The sequence below is a fragment of the Bibersteinia trehalosi genome, assembly GCF_004346205.1.
Classification (GTDB): domain Bacteria; phylum Pseudomonadota; class Gammaproteobacteria; order Enterobacterales; family Pasteurellaceae; genus Bibersteinia; species Bibersteinia trehalosi.
Genome location: NZ_SMAM01000006.1, coordinates 22,043 through 40,095, shown reverse-complemented (window position 1 = coordinate 40,095; position 18,053 = coordinate 22,043). Strand labels below are relative to the sequence as shown.

General features: G+C 41.6%; 16 protein-coding genes and 4 tRNA genes. 12 read left to right on the top strand and 8 right to left on the bottom strand.

Annotated features, from left to right (window positions below; genetic code table 11):
• Positions 1 to 25 precede the first annotated feature (25 nt).
• A complete protein-coding gene (locus tag EDC51_RS07205; RefSeq protein WP_064318317.1) occupies positions 26 to 1,342 on the bottom strand; it encodes an anti-phage deoxyguanosine triphosphatase in 1,317 nt (438 codons plus the stop codon).
• Between the two features lie 70 nt (positions 1,343 to 1,412).
• Between EDC51_RS07205 and rlmD the strand changes: the two genes are divergently transcribed.
• Positions 1,413 to 2,729 carry a 23S rRNA (uracil(1939)-C(5))-methyltransferase RlmD gene (gene rlmD, locus EDC51_RS07200; RefSeq protein ID WP_131928553.1) on the top strand — a complete coding sequence of 439 codons (1,317 nt, stop codon included), beginning with the start codon at positions 1,413 to 1,415 and terminating at the stop codon, positions 2,727 to 2,729.
• Between the two features lie 2 nt (positions 2,730 to 2,731).
• On the opposite strand, the gene EDC51_RS07195 is transcribed toward rlmD, so the two are convergent.
• Together EDC51_RS07195 and EDC51_RS07190 are read right to left on the bottom strand one after the other, a co-directional pair.
• On the bottom strand, positions 2,732 to 3,580 hold the full coding sequence (locus tag EDC51_RS07195; RefSeq protein WP_015431825.1) for a DMT family transporter: 849 nt from the start codon (positions 3,578 to 3,580) through the stop codon (positions 2,732 to 2,734).
• Positions 3,580 to 4,047 carry an FxsA family protein gene (locus EDC51_RS07190; RefSeq protein ID WP_131928552.1) on the bottom strand — a complete coding sequence of 156 codons (468 nt, stop codon included), beginning with the start codon at positions 4,045 to 4,047 and terminating at the stop codon, positions 3,580 to 3,582. The genes EDC51_RS07195 and EDC51_RS07190 overlap by 1 nt, the downstream gene beginning before the upstream one ends.
• A 140-nt stretch (positions 4,048 to 4,187) precedes the next feature.
• On the opposite strand from EDC51_RS07190, the gene EDC51_RS07185 reads away from it, so the two are divergent.
• The 11 genes from EDC51_RS07185 to EDC51_RS07140 all read left to right on the top strand — a co-directional run bounded on the left by EDC51_RS07185 (position 4,188) and on the right by EDC51_RS07140 (position 10,971).
• Positions 4,188 to 4,263 (top strand) — tRNA-Val (locus EDC51_RS07185).
• Between the two features lie 35 nt (positions 4,264 to 4,298).
• Positions 4,299 to 4,374 (top strand) — tRNA-Val (locus EDC51_RS07180).
• A gap of 35 nt (positions 4,375 to 4,409) precedes the next feature.
• Positions 4,410 to 4,485 (top strand) — tRNA-Val (locus EDC51_RS07175).
• Between the two features lie 47 nt (positions 4,486 to 4,532).
• Positions 4,533 to 4,608: transfer RNA gene (locus EDC51_RS07170), tRNA-Val, on the top strand.
• 119 nt (positions 4,609 to 4,727) lie between these two features.
• Positions 4,728 to 5,147, top strand: coding sequence for a DNA polymerase III subunit chi (locus EDC51_RS07165; RefSeq protein WP_015431823.1), 420 nt, complete (start codon positions 4,728 to 4,730; stop codon positions 5,145 to 5,147).
• Positions 5,147 to 5,584 (top strand): GNAT family N-acetyltransferase, encoded by a 438-nt coding sequence (locus tag EDC51_RS07160; protein ID WP_131928551.1) that lies wholly within the window; start codon positions 5,147 to 5,149, stop codon positions 5,582 to 5,584. The genes EDC51_RS07165 and EDC51_RS07160 overlap by 1 nt, the downstream gene beginning before the upstream one ends.
• On the top strand, positions 5,577 to 6,194 hold the full coding sequence (locus EDC51_RS07155) for a DUF1349 domain-containing protein (protein ID WP_131928550.1): 618 nt from the start codon (positions 5,577 to 5,579) through the stop codon (positions 6,192 to 6,194). Before EDC51_RS07160 ends, EDC51_RS07155 begins: the two co-directional genes overlap by 8 nt.
• A 3-nt stretch (positions 6,195 to 6,197) precedes the next feature.
• Positions 6,198 to 6,368 (top strand): hypothetical protein, encoded by a 171-nt coding sequence (locus EDC51_RS10865; RefSeq protein WP_170169278.1) that lies wholly within the window; start codon positions 6,198 to 6,200, stop codon positions 6,366 to 6,368.
• 240 nt (positions 6,369 to 6,608) lie between these two features.
• On the top strand, positions 6,609 to 7,106 hold the full coding sequence (locus EDC51_RS07150; protein WP_131928549.1) for a HEPN domain-containing protein: 498 nt from the start codon (positions 6,609 to 6,611) through the stop codon (positions 7,104 to 7,106).
• A 34-nt stretch (positions 7,107 to 7,140) separates the two neighbouring features.
• Positions 7,141 to 10,005, top strand: a complete 2,865-nt coding sequence (locus tag EDC51_RS07145; RefSeq protein ID WP_131928548.1) for a valine--tRNA ligase — start codon at positions 7,141 to 7,143, stop codon at positions 10,003 to 10,005.
• Between the two features lie 75 nt (positions 10,006 to 10,080).
• Complete coding sequence (locus EDC51_RS07140; RefSeq protein ID WP_131928547.1) at positions 10,081 to 10,971, top strand: hypothetical protein; 891 nt, start codon at positions 10,081 to 10,083, stop codon at positions 10,969 to 10,971.
• Between the two features lie 53 nt (positions 10,972 to 11,024).
• Here EDC51_RS07140 and EDC51_RS07135 read toward each other — a convergent pair whose 3' ends face one another.
• The 5 genes from EDC51_RS07135 to brnQ form a co-directional block, all read right to left on the bottom strand.
• Complete coding sequence (locus EDC51_RS07135) at positions 11,025 to 11,591, bottom strand: hypothetical protein (RefSeq protein WP_015431815.1); 567 nt, start codon at positions 11,589 to 11,591, stop codon at positions 11,025 to 11,027.
• 58 nt (positions 11,592 to 11,649) lie between these two features.
• Entirely contained in the window at positions 11,650 to 12,351 is a 702-nt protein-coding gene (locus EDC51_RS07130) for a hypothetical protein (protein WP_131928546.1), read from the bottom strand.
• Between the two features lie 92 nt (positions 12,352 to 12,443).
• Positions 12,444 to 15,383 carry a ribonuclease E gene (rne, locus tag EDC51_RS07125; protein ID WP_211335000.1) on the bottom strand — a complete coding sequence of 980 codons (2,940 nt, stop codon included), beginning with the start codon at positions 15,381 to 15,383 and terminating at the stop codon, positions 12,444 to 12,446.
• Between the two features lie 351 nt (positions 15,384 to 15,734).
• Complete coding sequence (locus tag EDC51_RS07120) at positions 15,735 to 16,649, bottom strand: mechanosensitive ion channel family protein (RefSeq protein ID WP_025267358.1); 915 nt, start codon at positions 16,647 to 16,649, stop codon at positions 15,735 to 15,737.
• The gene (gene brnQ / locus EDC51_RS07115) at positions 16,646 to 17,944 is read right to left on the bottom strand and encodes a branched-chain amino acid transport system II carrier protein (RefSeq protein WP_131928545.1); all 1,299 of its coding nucleotides are present in this window, start codon (positions 17,942 to 17,944) and stop codon (positions 16,646 to 16,648) included. The genes EDC51_RS07120 and brnQ overlap by 4 nt, the downstream gene beginning before the upstream one ends.
• Between the last annotated feature and the right edge of the window lie 109 nt (positions 17,945 to 18,053).

The following is an 18,053-nucleotide window of genomic DNA, read 5'->3' as shown; positions in this document are numbered from 1 at the left end:
ACTCCACCGGCATTGCTGCTGTTTATTATAACGTCTGATATAGTTTGAATGCCTGCCCATCCGACATACTCGCTAAATAATCACAAATGACCCTTGGACGCAGTTTCTCTTCCGCATTTTGCCAGCGTTCCGCAATAGGCTTTGGTAATAAACGAGCGGGATCTACAGAAAGCATATCAAACAATTCCATTAAAATTCGCTGCCCTTTGTATTCCACTCGCTGTGTTTTTACATCACAAATCACATATTGGTAAACGAAATTTTTTAGTACAGCTAGCACTTCCCGCACCTCTTTTGGTAGCTCGGCATTATAACGAAGTAACGGCTCACTAAACGCATCATTCACTTTCCACTGCACATTGGTGACAAAATAATTTACCAGCGCACCAATGACATCTTTACGCTCGTAGCGGTGAAGAGAAAAGAGTTTTTCTCGCAAACTTGGTAAACGGTTTTTAATCCATTGCGACTGGCACTTTTCAAATTCATATTCAGCGTATTGCCACGTTTGTGGTGTTACCATGCCACCGACTATTGCATCTTCTAAATCGTGTACCCCATAAGCAATGTCATCAGCCAGTTCCATCAAACTACAATCAAGTGATTTATGGAGCGTTTTATTAGGAAAGCTTGCTTTTTCGCTCGGTGCCACCAAACAAAATAGCTGGCGATCAACCTTAGAAAGCGGCTCAAGCACCCAATCAAAAAAACGCTGATCATCGCGGTATAGACCTTTATTAGTCGGAAAATTATGCAAATTGATATAACGACTTTCAGGCATTGCCTTCGGCTCTCTAGGCGCGGTTTGGTCAAGAAAAGCAGGATATTTAATAATGCCAAGTAAAGTACGCCGCGTTAGGTTCATTCCCAAATCGGCGGTATAGGGCTCAAGCTGCGTCACAATCCGAAATGATTGAGCGTTACCCTCAAAGCCTCCATGTTGGCGCATTTTATAATTCAATGCCATTTCGCCACCGTGCCCAAAAGGTGGATGCCCAATGTCATGGGCAAAACAGAGTGATTCCATTAAACTACGAGAAGGCAGCAGCGCTTCTAGCTCTTTTACAGATTTTTGCTCTTTTGCCAGCGCTTGAAAGCCACTCACATCACCTACTAATTTTGCACGTAAACTACTACCAATTTGAGCAACTTCTAAGGAGTGTGTTAGGCGTGTACGATAGAAATCATCTTCGCCAACCGCATGAATTTGCGTTTTCGCTTGCAAACAACGAAAAGCTTCTGAATGCAAAATCCGCCCACGATCACGCTGGAATGGCGAACGGTGATCTTTCTCACGCTGATGGCTTTCAGAAATACGTGCTGTCCAGATTGTGTCAGTCATAAAGCTTCCCCTTTCTTACCAATTTCCCGCTATAATACGCGCTTTATTTTCACTGTTCAAATTTAATCCAATGGCACTGTTTTATTCCGACAAATTGGCAAAAAAATCGCCCAAAACCACCGCTTGCCCAGTATTTCAAATTCAAAATTTAGATTATCAAGGCTTAGGTGTTGCCAAACTAAATGGCAAAACGTGGTTTATTGAAAATGCGCTACCAAATGAGCGCGTAAGAGCCAAAGTATTAGAAGAAAAACGCCAGTATGGCCGCGCACAAGCGGTCGAAATTTTGCAAAAATCTGCAAAACGCCAATCCCCTTTCTGCCCAGTTTATTCGCAGTGTGGCGGTTGTCAAATGCAGCATATTCCATTGGAGATGCAACGCCAAACAAAACAAAATTCACTGTTTCAGCGTCTGCAAAAATTACAAGCTGAAGCCATTGACTTTCAGCCCATGATTGTTGGCAATAGCGAAGGTTATCGCCGGCGCGCAAGATTAAGCATTGCTTTACAAAAAAATCAACTGGCTATTGGCTTTCGCCAAGCTGGCTCACAAGATATTATCCACATCAACCAATGCCAGGTGTTAGAGCCCGAGCTTTCAGCTTTACTGCCGAAGATTCAAATACTGCTACAGCAATGGGAAAATAAAAAACAGCTTGGGCACTTAGAGCTTGTGCAAGCGGATAATGGCATTGCTCTGTTATTACGCCACATTGGTGCAATTGCACCTCGTGATCAGCAAAAACTAAGAGATTTTGCCGAACATCATCAATTAATGCTATTTGTCATGTATGAACAAGATCTGATTGAACAGTGGCGGGGTGAAGCTCCTTATTACGAAATTCAAGGCTTAAAGCTGCATTTTTCGATTCGAGATTTTATTCAAGTTAATCGTGAATTAAACCCTAAAATGGTTGAAACAGCGATAAATTGGCTTGATTTGTCAGGATCAGAACGCGTTTTGGATCTCTTTTGTGGAATGGGGAATTTTACCTTACCAATTGCTCAACAAGCTCAGCAAGTAGTTGGTGTAGAAGGCGTTGAGGCAATGGTACTTCAGGCTCGCCAAAATGCCCAGACAAGCGGGTTAAAAAATGCAGAATTCTACCAAACTAATCTCGACCAGCCTTTTATTGAACAAGCGTGGGCAAAAGAGGCATTTGATAAAGTGCTGCTTGATCCCGCTCGTCATGGTGCATTATTCTGCTTAGATCACCTCTGCGATCTCAAGCCAAGCCGTATCGTCTATGTATCCTGCAACCCTGCAACGCTTGTGCGAGATGCCCAAAAACTGATCGCTAATGGCTACCGTATTGAAAAATCCGCAATGATTGATATGTTTCCGCATACGGGGCATTTGGAAAGTGTGACGTTGTTTGTGAAATAGAACTATTTTTTCAAATTTGCCCACGCTACCGCTCCAATAATCAAAGCACCACCTAAAACCATTTTTAAACTTGGTACGTCATCAAACCAAAGCCAAGCGACCAAAATGGCATACACGGGTTCAAGCGAAATAATCATTGCGGCTGTGCGAGCGTTAATCGTATCAAGGCTAGAAACATAAAGCGTATAGGCAAAAGTGGTGCAAAATACACCGATACAGCCAATCCAAAACCAGTCGGAAAGGCTTGCAAAGAAGAGTTCACCGCTATAAAACGGTAATAAAATCAGCATAATCGCAAGATATTGCCATAAGCTACTTTCTACACCTGAAAGTTTAGTTGCACTGTGACGATTCATTACCGCAAGCACGCCATAGGAAAAAGCGGAGAAAATGCCCCAAAGTAAGCCTTGTGTCACTTGATTACCAAATTCAAACGCTGGTGTAATCAAAATTAAACCGAATGAAATGGCAATCAATAGCACGAAATCTCTTACTCGGGGTTTCTCCCGAAAAAATAACATTTCAAATAACGCAGTAAAAGCAGGGAAACTCGCAAATCCAAGCGTACCAACCGCAACACCGCCAATTTTTACACCTAAATAGAAGCTAATCCAATGTAAAGCGAGCAATCCTCCCATTACAAATTGCATTAATTTTTCTTGATAAGTTAATTTGGTAAGCGGTCGCTTTTTGAATAAAAAATACAAAGCAATGAATGCAAAAGCAATTATCGCCCGACCAAGAGTAAGTGCTTCAGATGAGCTTTCTATCAATACACCAAATACGCCAGAAAGCCCAAAGAAAATCGCAGTACCGTGGACTTTCAGCAATGCAAGAGAGTATTTATTCACTATTTTATCCTTTTATCGTCATCAGCTTTACGCTCAAATTCCGCATCAAAGGTTGTGCCTTGCGATTGAGACGTGTAAGCCGTTGAGCCAAAAGAGAAAATTTTAAATTTGTTGGTAATAAAACGGCTCGCCAGTTTTTCAATGAATTTGCGAGAGAAGGGCAACAAAGCTAGTACCGCAAGAAAATCACTGATAAAACCGGGGATAATCAATAAAATCCCAGCAATCAAAAACAGGATGGACGATGAAACTGCCTGAGTTGGGATTTTGCCTTCACCAAGCTGTTTTTTAATCTGCCACGCCGTAAAAATACCACGAGCCTTTAACACCCATAAACCGACCACCGAAATTGCTACCATCAGCAAAATCATTGGTAACACTCCGATATTTGAACCAACAGAAACCAATAACGAAATTTCTAGGTAGATGTAGAGAAAAAAGCCGAAGATAAAAAGAAGAAATGGCATAATGTTTCCTTGCAGACGAAAGGCGAGATTTTAACAGAATTTTATAAAAATGGGCGAAAATTCCGCCGAATAAATAATTTTTTTGAAAAAATCATTTGACGAGATTTTTCCAAATCTCTATAATCCGCCCCCATTGCGACGGGCGATTAGCTCAGTTGGGAGAGCACCTCCCTTACAAGGAGGGGGTCACTGGTTCGAGACCGGTATCGCCCACCACTTTTCAAGTACTGTCGTAATAACTAAACCGATGTGGGCGATTAGCTCAGTTGGGAGAGCACCTCCCTTACAAGGAGGGGGTCACTGGTTCGAGACCGGTATCGCCCACCACTCTCGGTTTACTCCCTTTGTTTTAAGTCTCAAGTGGGCGATTAGCTCAGTTGGGAGAGCACCTCCCTTACAAGGAGGGGGTCACTGGTTCGAGACCGGTATCGCCCACCACTTAGACTTAAGGCATAAACTTCATATCGATTTTCATTTCGAGAGAAGGGCGATTAGCTCAGTTGGGAGAGCACCTCCCTTACAAGGAGGGGGTCACTGGTTCGAGACCGGTATCGCCCACCACTTTCTCATTCTTCTAAATATTCCTTATACTTATTTCTCAGATAAACTGCCGCATTCTGTTTTAATTTCAGCATTATTCAGCTAAAATAGCCGACTTTTGATAATTGGGAATAACGGGCGTGAAACAAGTAACTTTTTACCTATTAAGCCAAGATTGTATAACTGAATCGGCATGTAATTTAGCCGTAAAACAATGGCGAACTGGCAAAAAAGTGTTAATTGCCTGTGAAACAGAACAACAAGCCTATCAAATTGATGATGCGCTTTGGGCAAGAAATCCCGACGATTTTATTCCACATAATTTATCTGGCGAAAGCACGCCCTACCCAACCCCGATTGAAATCTCATGGGCAGGCAAACGTAATGCGCAACGCCGAGATGTTTTGATTAGCTTGCAACGCCAAATCCCCGATTTTATTGCCAGTTTTAATCAAGTGATTGATTTTGTACCAACCGATGAAGCTGAAAAAGCGATTGCTCGTGAACGTTATAAACAATATCGCCAAATGGGCTGGCAATTAAGCACGGAGAATGCCTAATGCAGTGGCACGCAAAAACATTTGCTGAATTAAGTTCATTAGACCTGTTTGAGATCTACTACGCTCGCACGGCGGTATTTGTGGTTGAACAAAATTGTGCTTACCAAGAAGTGGACTATAAAGACTTACAAGCGGTGCATTTCTTTGCAAAAAATGCAAAAAAACTCACCGCTTACTGCCGTTTAATTCCAAGTGATGATAGCGTGCATATAGGCAGAGTGTTGGTAGTCAAAGAGGCTCGTAGTTCAGGACTGGCAAGAGAATTGGTACAAAAAGCGATAGCTTACTGCCAAGAGCATTTCCCTGCTCAACCCATTCACGCCCAAGCCCAAAGTTACCTGCAAGCGTTCTATGAAGGCTTTGGTTTTAAAGCGGTTTCAGAAGTGTATTTGGAAGATGGGATACCGCATTTGGATATGGTGAAAAATGATGTTTGATACACAAAAATTACAGTGGCTCAACCCACCAAAACAGTTTGTTATCACAGAAAATTCAGTAGAAATCACCACCGAACCGCATACCGATTTGTGGCAGAAAACTTACTACCATTTTCAAAATGATAATGCTCCAATGTTGCAATTTGAAACTGTGGAACCGTACTTTTCTTTCGTCGTGAAAACCGATTTCAGCAGTGCAAAACAGCGTTTTGATCAGTGTGGTATAGTGCTTTACCTAGATAGTGAAAATTGGCTTAAAGCATCGGTTGAATATGAAAATGAACAGTTTCAGCATTTAGGCTCGGTAGTCACCAATAATGGCTACTCGGATTGGGCAACCACCGAAATCGGCTTAAATATCAAACAGATGTGGTATCGTCTAAGCCGTAGGAAAGACGATTTTCGGATTGAGTGTTCCCAAGACGGAGTACATTTTGCCCAAATTCGCATTTGCCATTTGAACAAAGCCACAGACAAAATCCGCTTCGGCTTATATGCGTGCAGCCCGGAAAATTCGTCTTTTACGGCAGTGTTCAGCGAAATGCGAATGGACGAATGTGTTTGGAAAAAGCACGATGGGCAGCAGCCTGATGAAGAGCAAGGGGAATAGGTGATGACTTTAAAAGAAGAACTACTTAGGAAACAACAAGAGCTAGATATTCTCTTCACTGCTTGGTTTGAAGAAAAGAAAAAACACGAAGTGCTGACTTACCGCCGTGAGAATGGAGATTTGATTCAGCATTATCCTGACGGTACGGAAAAAGTGATCAAATATGCACAATAGTTTAGCGATTTTCTACTGCAGTACGAATGGTGCGGGCAAATCAACTTTGCGTGATGCATTGGAAATCACCTAGCACGAGCCGTGCTAGGCTAAATAATCTCAGCTCCTTTGGAGCTGTAACTTAGAGCCACAAAGTGGCTCGGCTATGCGTAACCCCACACGGCTCGTGTGGGGTTACAAGTGGCTCAATTTAAACAAGATTTTGTTGATTCATAAAGGGTACTTTTACAAGAAAAAGATATGATAGAACAATATAAGAAAACTTATACTCGAATGAATAGTGAGCACGGGCATTGGCGTTCAAGATCAGGAGATTTACTCATTTCTGCTAAAGTCTTGTGGGATAATTTAAATAGAAAACCTTTCTGTTGGAATGTATATAAGATGTTAATGGGGATGGCTTTTGAATTATTAATTAAATCTATTTTAAAGCAGAAAAATATTGATTTTGAATATACTCACAAGCTGAGAAGCTTGGCTATACAAGCTGGTATAAAATTATCTAAAGAAGAATTTAATTTATTAGATATATTGTCTGAATATACTTTATGGGCAGGCAAATACCCTGTACCTAAAAATGATGAGTTTTTTAAAAAACATTATGAAAATGAACAAAACCAATTATATGATGAATATCAAAAAGTTTCTGATATCTCATTGGTAACTTACAATGGAAAACTAGATTTCGATTACTTACATAAGATATGGAGTAAAATTTCAGAACATTATGAAATTTAATAGTAATAGATAAAATTAAAAAAGAGAAAAACCAATGACAAAACAATTCACAATGGAAGACCGTTTTAACCCTTCCGCCGTAGAGCAAGCGCTCTACCAACACTGGGAATCGCAAGGCTATTTTAAGCCGAATGAAAACCCGAATGTTCCAAGCTACTGTATCGCTATTCCGCCGCCGAATGTAACGGGTTCGTTGCATATGGGGCACGCTTTCCAGCAGACGTTGATGGATACGCTGATTCGCTTTAACCGTATGGAGGGCAACAATACCCTTTGGCAAACAGGGACTGACCATGCGGGGATTGCAACCCAAATGGTGGTGGAGCGTAAAATCGCTGCGGAAGAGGGCAAAACCCGCCACGATTACGGGCGTGAGGCGTTTATCAACAAAATTTGGGATTGGAAAGCCTATTCGGGCGGCACAATCAGCCAGCAAATGCGTCGCTTGGGCAACTCGATTGACTGGGATCGTGAGCGTTTTACAATGGACGAGGGCTTGTCTAATGCGGTGAAAGAAGTGTTCGTTCGCTTACACGAAGAGGGCTTGATTTACCGTGGCAAACGCCTGGTAAACTGGGATCCGAAACTGCATACCGCGATTTCTGATTTGGAAGTGGAAAACAAAGAGAGCAAAGGCTCGCTGTGGCATTTCCGCTATCCGCTCGCCAACGGTGCGAAAACCGCTGACGGTTTAGATTACTTAGTGGTGGCAACGACCCGTCCTGAAACCATGTTGGGCGATACTGCGGTTGCGGTTCACCCTGAAGATGAGCGTTATCAAGCCTTGATTGGTAAGAGCGTAATTCTGCCGCTTGCTAACCGTGAAATCCCGATTATTGCCGATGAGTATGTGGATCGTGAGTTCGGTACGGGCGTGGTGAAAATTACCCCTGCCCACGATTTCAACGACTATGAAGTGGGTAAACGTCATTCACTGCCGATGGTGAATGTAATGACCTTGAATGCGGATATTCGTGCGGAAGCGGAAATTATCGGCACTGACGGTAAACCGCTTGCGGACTATGCCGCCCCAATTCCTGCCGAGTATCAAGGCTTAGAACGTTTTGCTGCGCGTAAGAAAATCGTTGCCGACTTTGAAGCCCTCGGTCTTTTAGATCAAATCAAACCGCACGACTTAAAAGTGCCGTATGGTGACCGTGGCGGCGTGCCGATTGAGCCGATGCTCACCGATCAATGGTATGTGAGCGTAAAACCGCTTGCCGAAGTCGCTACCAAAGCGGTGGAAGACGGCGAAATCCAATTCGTGCCGAAACAGTACGAAAACCTCTATTTCTCTTGGATGCGTGATATTCAAGACTGGTGTATCTCTCGCCAACTTTGGTGGGGACATCGCATTCCGGCATGGTATGACGAGCAAGGCAATGTTTATGTAGCACGAGATGAAGCGGAAGTGCGCGCGAAACACAACTTGCCTGCGGACTTACCATTAAAACAAGATGAAGACGTACTGGATACTTGGTTCTCGTCAGGACTTTGGACATTCTCAACGCTCGGCTGGCCTGAAAACACCAAAGAGCTGAAAATGTTCCACCCGACCGATGTGCTGATTACCGGTTTCGACATCATCTTCTTCTGGGTTGCTCGAATGATTATGTTCACGATGCACTTCATCAAAGATGAAAACGGCAAACCGCAAGTGCCGTTCAAAACCGTGTATGTGACGGGCTTGATCCGTGACGAGCAAGGGCAGAAAATGTCGAAATCGAAAGGGAACGTTTTAGACCCGATTGATATGATTGACGGCATCAGCCTCGACGATTTGCTCGAAAAACGCACCGGCAATATGATGCAGCCGCAACTAGCGGAAAAAATTGCTAAGGCAACCCGCAAAGAATTTGCTGACGGCATTGCAGCACACGGTACAGATGCTCTACGTTTCACCCTTGCGGCATTAGCAAGTAACGGTCGAGACATCAACTGGGATATGAAACGTCTAGAAGGCTATCGTAACTTCTGCAATAAATTGTGGAATGCCAGCCGTTATGTGCTGACTAACGATAAGTTAGATTTAAGTGAAGGTGAAGTGGAATTTAGCCTTGCCGATCGTTGGATTGAAAGCCAATTCAACCGCACGGTGGAAACTTTCCGCACCGCTCTTGCCCAATACCGTTTTGACTTAGTGGCAAATGCGATCTACGAATTTACTTGGGATCAATTCTGCGACTGGTATTTAGAGCTAACCAAACCAATTTTCTTCAAAGGTACAGATGCCCAACGTCGTGGGGCAAGTCGCACGTTGGTAAACGTATTGGAAAAACTTCTACGTTTAATCCACCCAGTAATGCCGTTTATTACTGAAGAAATCTGGCAGAAAGTGAAAGGCTTTGTGGGAATTGAAGCGGATACCATTATGCTTCAAGCATTCCCGAAAGTGGACGCTACACGCATTGATAAAACCGCAGAAGCACAAATCAACTTCATCAAAGAGGTGATTGTGGCGGTGCGTAACATTCGTGCAGAAAGCAACATTGCCCCAAGCAAAGGCTTAGATTTAATCGCCCGTAACTTCTCAGCGAACGAAGTTGCAATCTTGAACGCTAACGAAGTATTGCTCAAATCAATGGCGAAATTAGATAGCGTGAAAGTGCTGGAAAATGGCGAGAACGCACCGCTATCGGTGGCAAAACTGGTGGCAAATGGTGAGATCTTGATCCCAATGGCAGGCTTTATCAACAAAGAAGCCGAACTCGCACGCTTAACCAAAGAGATGGATAAACTCAAAGGTGAAGTGGCTCGCATTGAAGGCAAACTCTCAAACGAAGCCTTTGTTGCCAAAGCTCCTGAGCAAGTTATCGCCAAAGAGCGTGAAAAAATGCAAGGCTACTTAGACGGACTTGCCAAATTACAGCAGCAATATCAAGAAATTGAAACCCTGTAATTAATTAACAAGCGGTCGGATTTTTGTAAAAATTTACAATATTTCGACCGCTTTAATATATTAAGGAATATGAAAATGTCTTTAACAGAAATTCCAACGCAAACACAATTTGAAGCCATTCCTCCCACAGAAATTTTTAAATTTAAAGAAATTTACAGTAAAGATGCAGCTATTAACGAAGCAACCAAGCTAAAAGAAGAAGCTTTTGGCAAACTGGATATGCTCAAAAATAGAACAACAAAATTTATTAAAAGTTTTGTCAATAAGAATACCTCGCAAGAAAATGATGATATTGATATTTCTTATGAAGGTTGTTTTTTGAAATCTTACTGGAAAATTATGGCTGAACGCCATACTGAATATGAATATAATAGGGAAGAGAAAATCACTATTTCTAATACAGATGCCAAAAACATCAGTATTATTCGTGATGATTCTATGCAAGTAGCCTCTTATCCAGTAGATAATGGTAATATTACCTTAAAATTTACTGAAAGCTGTGTCCGAGAAAATATTCTTTCACAAATATTTGATAATGAAAATGGTCTGACTGACGAAAACTTTCATAACCATTTCATTAATAAATTTAAGCCCAAAAAATATGATTTTGCTTTAGATAATGATAAATTAATTAAACCTGCTCTATCAAAAGTAGATATGGTACAAAAAATTAATACACGATTATTGGCTGAAATAAAATCACACAGAATTATTAGTGATACTATTCGTTACCGTAAATTTGAACTTTATTTAGTGCCAATACATATTTTCAAATGTTATAAAAAATCGACTCAAGAAACTGTTTATATGCGTATTAATGCCGTAAATGGGGAGCGACTCGAAAATGAGCAAAATATTGAGCTTTTATCTAATGAGAAATTTAAAGAAGTGATTATTGATATTGCTGCTGAAGCAGCAAGTTCCTTTATACCAGGAAGTGGCGTGTTGATTAAATTAGCAAAATAAGTTGCTTTGATACTTTAAATGAAGCCCGCTTAAAAGCGGGCAATGTATGTGGACTACTCACTTTTTGTTTCAGGTTTTGCTTCTAATGTAGCAGCATCTGCCGCTAACTCTTTTTTCACATCAGAAACCGCTTTTTCAAGCATTTTACCTATCTCTTTATCATCAGATTGTAACTCTGATGCCACATTCTGAATCACTTTGCCGAAACTATTCATCTTATCAGCAACGGCTGATTTTGCCTCATTCATAGAATGACCAAAACTTTCTTTCAAACCATTTAGAGCATCAGAAAGTTTATCTTTCTTTTCATTTGCTTCTTTCCGTGCTTGTTCTGCTTCTTTTTTAGCAGCTTCTACTTCTTTTTGTAAGCTTGCTAATTTTTCTTCAAGATTTTTCTGTGCAGCCGCTACTTTTTCATCCGCTAACCTTTGGGCTATTGCAATTTCATCTTCAGCTTCTTTGCGGATTTCTGCAATTTTCTCATCGCTTGTTTTTTGTAGCTCACTTAATTGTGCTTTAAGATGTTGTACTTCTGCTTGCAGTTCGGTTTTTCCGTTATCACAAGCAGTAAGCGCAACTGCTGAGCCCAATACACTCAATGCTAACAGTGATTTTCTCATTTTTATCCTCATAAATAAAAGGCGTAGAAACTTATCTACGCCTTATTTCAAGTTAAAATTATTTGCTTTCTACCGCAGATTTTACTTCTTCTGCTTTATCACTTACTGCTTTCATCGCATCAGTTGCAGCACCTTTAACTGCTTCAACTTTCTCTGCTGCAGCATCTTTTGCATCTGCTACTGCACTAGTTGCAGTTTCTTTTGCTGCTTCAACTTTCGCTGCTGCCGCTTCTTTTGCATCTGCCACTGCGTTAGTTGCAGTTTCTTTTGCTGCTTCAACTTTCGCTGCTGCCGCTTCTTTTACATCTGCCACTGCGTTAGTTGCAGTTTCTTTTGCTTCTTCAACTTTTGCTGTTGCTGCATCTTTTGCATCCACTACCGCATTAGTTGCAGCTTCTTTTGCCGCTTCAACTTTCGCAACTGCCGTTTCTTTTGCATCTGCCACTGCATTAGTTGCTGCTTCTTTTACTTCTTCAACTTTAGCAACCGCCGCTTCTTTCACTTCTGTTGCGGCATTTGAAACAGCCTCTTTCACATCTTCCACTTTTGCTGTTGCAGAATCTTTAGCTTCCGCAACAACAGCTTTGGCTTCTCCTGCTTTTTCTACTACGGCATCTTTTGCTTCAGCAACAGTTTCTTTTACTTCTGCTGTTGCGGCTTCTGCAGCTTGTTTAACATCTTTTGCTGTTTCCTTTGCTTGATCACAAGCAGTTAATGTCAATGCTGCACCGAATACTAATGCTAAGAGTGATTTTTTCATAAAAAAGAGTCCTTATTAAAGTATAAAAAATACTAGTCTTAGAGTAATGGTTCGAATAATAGTTCATTCGAACCATATCATTTGCATGAATTTTACTCAGGCTGTCTCGCAACCGAATAAACATGGCTCATTGCGCTAGTGTGCCCACCAAAGCCTTTACCGAAGAAATAGTATTTTGAATGTTGCCACTCATGTAGTTGAACTAAATGGATTTCTTCACTTGGCGCTGCAGCCAAGGTTTTCTCTGCGGTAGTATGTTCTACACGAGACACCGTTCCAAGTTTACCGCTAAATTGGTATTCACTTTGATAAGTGGACGTTGGCATGTCCATTGGTGCAAGTTCTGTGTCTGCTACAGTCTGAGCCGCCACAGAATTTGCGCTTCCTGCAGGAATACCACGACGCTCATGGTTTTCTTTCACTAAATCACGAGTACTCGGCTGACTAACCACTAAACCAAATGGTTGTGCAGTTGGCATTTCTGGTTTTACCGATTTTGTGACATGCTCATCCGTTTGAGCGCGAGTTTGCTCTTTACGCTCTTTGTTTTCTTTCACTAAGTCACGGTTTGTACCTTGAGTGACGAAATCAACGAAAGGCTGAGCAGATTCTTGATGTGTCGCGTTTTCTGTTTCTGCTGTTGTAACAACAACTTGCTCTTGCTGCAGCATCTCATCAACAGATAAGAAACTCGGTTTCTCTTCTACTTTTGTATTCGCTAAGGCAACACTAACTTTACCACTAGCCAGTTCTGGCGACATTACAGCAGCCGTTAATGGCATTGGCGCGACAACTTGGCTTGTTTCACGACGCTCACGACGACGTTGATTACCCACTCGTAAGTGACGTGGCATTCTACGACGTCCATTTTCACGATTGTCATTTTCGCCTTTCATTTCCAATGTATCGGCTTTTGCCTCAGGAATCACGACTTCGGCAAGCGTAACATTTGCTACCGGTGCGACAGATGTCGTCTCTAGCTCATTTTTTTCAACACGCGGTTCAACTACTCCTGCATCCACCGCTGGTGCTGCTTCAATTCGCACTTTTTTACGCAGTTCACGGCGCTGACGGCGTTCTGCTACTTTTGCTTGTTGCTCGGCTTGCGGTGAGCTACCAGCAATCTCTTCCACAATCTCACGACGCTTTTTCGGTTCGCTAATATTTGCAGATTTTTCTTCATTTTTAACCGCTTGCACAGCATTACGCTCATTACGTTCTGGGTTACGCTCGCGATTTGGGCGTTCACGACGCTGATTACGGCGATCGCGCTGATTACGTGTTTTATTACGCGTTTTTTTCTCTGGCGCTTTCTCTTCTTCCTCAGCAAAGAAACCTTTAATTGCCGCAAAGAAACGGCTCAGTAGCGATGGCTTAGCTGGTTTAACTGGCGTTGGTGCTGGCTGAATATTTAATTCCGCATTTTGTAGCACGCTTTCAACAGTGATCACCGGTTCATTGCGAGTCACTAACGCTTCATCTGAATGGCTGTGCGGCATTTGCTCTTCTTGGCGATCTTGATAACGCTTCGCTAAATCATAGCTAAGTGCTGGCACAATTTCATTTTCACGTAGGCGATAAACGCTAAAGTGCGGGGTTTCCATACTTTCACTTGGTACAACAATCACTTGTACATCATGACGTTTTTCAATATCGCTGATCGCTTTACGTTTTTCATTAAGTAAATACGTTGCAATCTGTACTGGCACAATACTATGAATTTGTGCTGAATTTTCTTTAATCGCTTCTTCTTCGACTAAACGTAAAATTGAAAGTGCGATGGATTCATTATCACGTACTTTACCCGTACCCTGACAGCGAGGACAAACATGACTTGATGCTTCACTTAATGATGGGCTTAAGCGCTGACGACTCATTTCAAGCAAGCCGAAACGAGAAATTCGGCCAAATTGAATTCTCGCACGGTCTTGACGAGTCGCTTCACGAATACGGTTTTCTACTTCGCGCTGGTGACGCACAGGGGTCATATCAATAAAATCAATTACAATTAGACCGCCTAAGTCACGCAAACGCAATTGGCGAGCAATTTCATCTGCCGCTTCTAAATTCGTATTTAATGCCGTTTCTTCGATATCTCCCCCACGGGTTGCACGCGCAGAGTTGATATCAATTGCAGTTAATGCTTCAGTGACATCAATCACAATTGATCCACCTGATGGCAAACGCACTTCACGCTGGAATGCTGATTCGATTTGCGATTCAATTTGATAATGACTAAATAACGGCACTTCGCCTTCGTATAAACGAACACGGTTGATAAAATCAGGGCGAACTAAGCGGATATGATTTTTGGCTTTCTCAAATACTTTTTTGCTATCAATTAAGATCTCACCAATATCACGACGAAGATAATCACGGATTGCACGTACAATCACATCGCTTTCTTGGTGGATTAAGAATGGCGCAGGGCGAGATTCAGCCGCTTTCTTGATAGCCTCCCAATGGTGCAACAGCACTTTTAAGTCCCATTGCAACTCTTCAGGTGATTTACCAACACCCGCAGTACGCACAATAAGTCCTACGTCTTCTGGCACATCTAAGCAATCTAATGCTTCTTTTAACTCTAAACGCTCATCGCCTTCAATACGACGAGAAATGCCGCCTGCACGAGGATTGTTTGGCATTAAGACAAGATAACTGCCCGCAAGGGAGATAAAGGTGGTTAATGCTGCACCTTTATTGCCTCGCTCTTCTTTGCTCACTTGAACAATAACTTCCTGCCCTTCTTGAATAATATCTTTGATATTTGGGCGGCCTTGGAATACATAACCTTGTGGGAAGTATTCACGGGAAATTTCTTTTAATGGGAGGAAACCGTGACGTTCAGCACCATAATCAACGAATGCAGCCTCTAAACTTGGCTCGACACGGGTAATTTTTCCTTTGTAGATATTAGCTTTTTTCTGTTCGTGTCCTGGGCTTTCGATATCCAAGTCGAACAATCTTTGCCCATCAACGAGGGCTACACGCAACTCTTCTTTTTGCGTGGCATTAATTAACATTCTTTTCATTGTGTTTTCTCATTTTATTGTTTTGATTTATCAACTTCCCTTTGGTTTCTTGAATATTCGCAAGTCAATCTCTCGACTGTCTAAGGGAATGTATCATGTTTTTATGCCAAGCTTTCTATGTCTTACACTCAATTTTCGACTGCATATCAATGCTTAGCTTGCATATTTATACCCGATACAAGCGGGTGCTTTCTGCCTATTTTTTGCAAAGACGGTTGCCCGTTCTGAAAGACAGAAAAACGCTGTATTATGGCATTTTCAACAAGGAATAGAAAGGTAAAAAGTAGGGTTTTTCATGAAAAACAAAAGCGGAATTTGCAAAAAATTCCGCTTTTTTGACCGCTTGTGAACTTAAGGTCGCGTTTCAATTTTAATCGACTGGTTATCAGGCAAATGTAAATCCAGCTGGTTATATGGAATACTAATCCCTGCTTTATCAAACTCTAATTTTACTTTTTCAAGTAAAGCAAACTGTGTCGGCACATACTGATTTGTTCTCACCCAAGGGCGGGCAAATAATTGTACGCTGCTAGAAGCTAATGCACCAACAGCAACACTCGCTTCAGGATAGTCCAAGACATTTTCATCTTCAGCAAAAACACGTTCAATAATTTGTTTCGCTTGAGCAATATCCGAGTCATAGCTAATATCAAAAATAAAATCAATACGGCGAATCTCATTACGCGAATAGTTTGTAATACTATCGGCAAACACTTTGCCATTCGGCACCAAGATAGTTTTATTATCATTAGTGCGTAGCTCTAACATCAATAATCCCATTTGCTCAACTTTGCCCGCGACATCTGCGGCTTCAATAAAATCACCTTTTTTAAAAGGTTTGAAAATAAGGATCATGACACCAGCAGCAAAATTCTGCATAGAGTTTTGTAATGCCAACCCGATCGCTAAACCCGCTGCACCAATCAATGCCACTAATGAACTAGTGTTGATGCCAAGCTGCGAAAGTGCAGCAATGACCGTAATCAGTAAAAATAAGAAATAACTGATAGAAGTGACAAAGCTTTGCAACATTTCATCTTTACTAGAGGCTAAAACTGCCTTACCGAGTAAACGGCTAACAAAACGTGCAATATATCTGCCGATGAAAAAAATAGCGATAGCTAAAAGCAGCTTAGTACCATAAGGAATAATCCATTCTTGCAGAATACTTTCTAAACTACTATTTTCAACAGTTTCGATAATTTTTACGGCCTCTGCCTGTAAATCTAGCTCGGCAGCAGCTTGCTCAACGGGTTCTGACATTATGACTCCTGAGATAAAACGCGACACTTAGAGAGCAAGTAGCCCACTAAAAAGCCAGCGCCAGCGAAAGGTAACCATTCCATTGAAATGTCTTTCAGCGGTAGGCTATTCATCATTTCTACACCTGAAACCGATAAAATCGCAACAATGGTGACCAAAGCGAGCGGTAAACGCTGTGCGATTGGCGATAATTTAATAAAGATGTTGATCAACATTAAGAAAATGACAGTAATTGCAATAGGATATAACACTAAAAGCACAGGCACTGATTTTGAAATCACAAAATCAAGCCCTTGGTTAGCGATGATAAAGCTAATCAGTGAAAAAATTAACACATACACGCGGTAGCGAATTTTCGGAAATACCTCATGGAAGTATTCACTTGTAGTCACGATCAACCCAATTGAAGTGGTTAAACACGCGAGTGTTACAATAATCCCTAATAATGAGCGTCCAAAATCGCCAAAGGTATCGCTTGCCACACTATTTAAAATAAATGTACCAATATTTTGTCCTTTTGCATTTAACTCGTCTAAAGTCTCCGCACTAATTGGATAGCGATTACCAATCCAAGCTAAAGCGATATAAATTGCTCCTAACGCTACCGCGGCAATAATCCCAGCAATTGCAGTTTGCTTTAATAATGCACTGCCATGATTACCCCGTGCCTTAATCGCTTTAATCACAATAACAGAGAAAGTGATAGAAGCAAGCGCATCCATGGTCAGGTAGCCTTCAACAATACCATTAAAAAACGGTGATTCTAATTGACTAGCTTGTTGTAGATTATCACCATCTAACAAAAAGAATGCTTTAACCACTAAAGCAAGAATCGCAATTAATAGTACAGGGGTTAAAATTGAACCAATACGCGCCACCACTTTAGATGGATTTAAACTAAACCATACGGCAATAAGATAATAAACTAAGGTGAATAAAAATAACGATACGGCATTACTCTCGCCGCTAAATGGTAAGATTGCCATTTGATAAGCCGTTGCGCCCGTGCGCGGAATAGCAAAAAAAGGCCCAATTGTGAGATAGATCACCATTAAAAAAATCAGTGAGAAATAAGGGTGCACATTCTGACTCAAGGCTTCTTTATAGCCACCTTGATAATACCCGCTCACAGCAATCCCCAACAACGGCAAACCAACACCAGTTGCTACAAAGCCAATAATGGATGGTAAAAATTCCACGCCACTGTCCAAACCAAGTTTTGGAGGAAAGATTAAGTTACCCGCTCCAAAGAAAATGGCAAATAGCATAAAGCCGACCACAAATGTATTTTTGGTCATACACACTTCTCCATAATGTAAAACACGTTATCCTCTCGGATAAACACTATCCGCAAACTCAAAATAGGTAAAACCTAAAAAAACAAGCGGTCGGATTTTAGTTATATTT